Source organism: Mesorhizobium sp. M8A.F.Ca.ET.208.01.1.1 (assembly GCF_004791315.1).
In the GTDB taxonomy this organism is placed as follows: Bacteria; Pseudomonadota; Alphaproteobacteria; order Rhizobiales; family Rhizobiaceae; genus Mesorhizobium.
This window is the reverse complement of the sequence record NZ_SRUT01000023.1, coordinates 1-1,603: the sequence shown is the minus strand read 5'-3', so window position 1 is coordinate 1,603 and position 1,603 is coordinate 1. Positions and strand designations below refer to the sequence as shown.

Here is a 1,603-nt window from a genome sequence, read left to right as displayed (position 1 = left end):
GTGTCGGCAACCGCCGTCGGCACGTCGTCGACGATGGCGATGGAGAGCGTCGTGGAGGCCGGATCACCGTCGGAATCGACCACCTGGACGGCGAAGTCGTCATGGGTAGTGTTGCCCGAGGTGTTGTCCAGCAGCGTGTAGGAATAGGTGTAGCCTGTCGCCGGCGTGCCGGTGATCGTCAGGTCGCCATACTGGCCATGCACCAGGCCGCCATTGGTCACTTCCACCTGGAGGTTGTTCTTGTCGGTCACGTAAAGGTGGCCGATCGTGTCGCTGCCCGTCGTGATCGTCAGCGCGCCCGTCGCCGTTTCGCTCGGATCGCTGTTGTTGGTCCCATCATGGTCGGCAATCTCGCCGGAACCCGCCGGCTCGATGCCGCGCACCGGAAGGCCAGCCTCGTTCACGCTGGTGTCCGAACCCGCGGCGATCACGAGCGTCGGCGTCGAATCCTTCAGCAGGTTGATCGTCACCGTGGTCACCGACGGATCGCCGTCACCGTCGACGATCTGGTACTGGAACGTCACCGTCCCTTCCTCGCCGGCGACCGGCGCGTAGGTGAAGGTGCCATCATTGTGGTAGGTGACCGTTCCGGTGCCGCCCGCCAGCGATCCCGCCACATAGCTCACCTTGGTCGGATCGGTGATGTTCACTCCGTCCGCGCCAGGCACGTCGTTGGCGAACACGTTCACCGTCACAGGCGCATTCTCGGTCGTCTGCGTCGCACTGTCGGCAACCGCCGTCGGCACGTCGTCGACGATGGCGATGGAGAGCGTCGTGGAGGCCGGATCACCGTCGGAATCGACCACCTGGACGGCGAAGTCGTCATGGGTAGTGTTGCCCGAGGTGTTGTCCAGCAGCGTGTAGGAATAGGTGTAGCCTGTCGCCGGCGTGCCGGTGATCGTCAGGTCGCCATACTGGCCATGCACCAGGCCGCCATTGGTCACTTCCACCTGGAGGTTGTTCTTGTCGGTCACGTAAAGGTGGCCGATCGTGTCGCTGCCCGTCGTGATCGTCAGCGCGCCCGTCGCCGTTTCGCTCGGATCGCTGTTGTTGGTCCCATCATGGTCGGCAATCTCGCCGGAACCCGCCGGCTCGATGCCGCGCACCGGAAGGCCAGCCTCGTTCACGCTGGTGTCCGAACCCGCGGCGATCACGAGCGTCGGCGTCGAATCCTTCAGCAGGTTGATCGTCACCGTGGTCACCGACGGATCGCCGTCACCGTCGACGATCTGGTACTGGAACGTCACCGTCCCTTCCTCGCCGGCGACCGGCGCGTAGGTGAAGGTGCCATCATTGTGGTAGGTGACCGTTCCGGTGCCGCCCGCCAGCGATCCCGCCACATAGCTCACCTTGGTCGGATCGGTGATGTTCACTCCGTCCGCGCCAGGCACGTCGTTGGCGAACACGTTCACCGTCACAGGCGCATTCTCGGTCGTCTGCGTCGCACTGTCGGCAACCGCCGTCGGCACGTCGTCAGTAACATTGACCTGAACCGTCGCGCTCGCCTGGTCTCCGTCCGAATCGGTAGCGACCACATTGATGCCGGTCAGGTTGATGACATTCTGTCCACCCGCGTCGGGATGCGAGAAATTGTCGAGCAGCG

General features: G+C 64.1%; 1 protein-coding gene. It reads right to left on the bottom strand.

Annotated features, from left to right (window positions below; translation table 11 throughout):
- Positions 1-1,603, bottom strand: a 1,603-nt coding sequence (locus EN851_RS36580) for an Ig-like domain-containing protein (RefSeq protein ID WP_189587329.1), incomplete at both ends; no start/stop codon positions are given.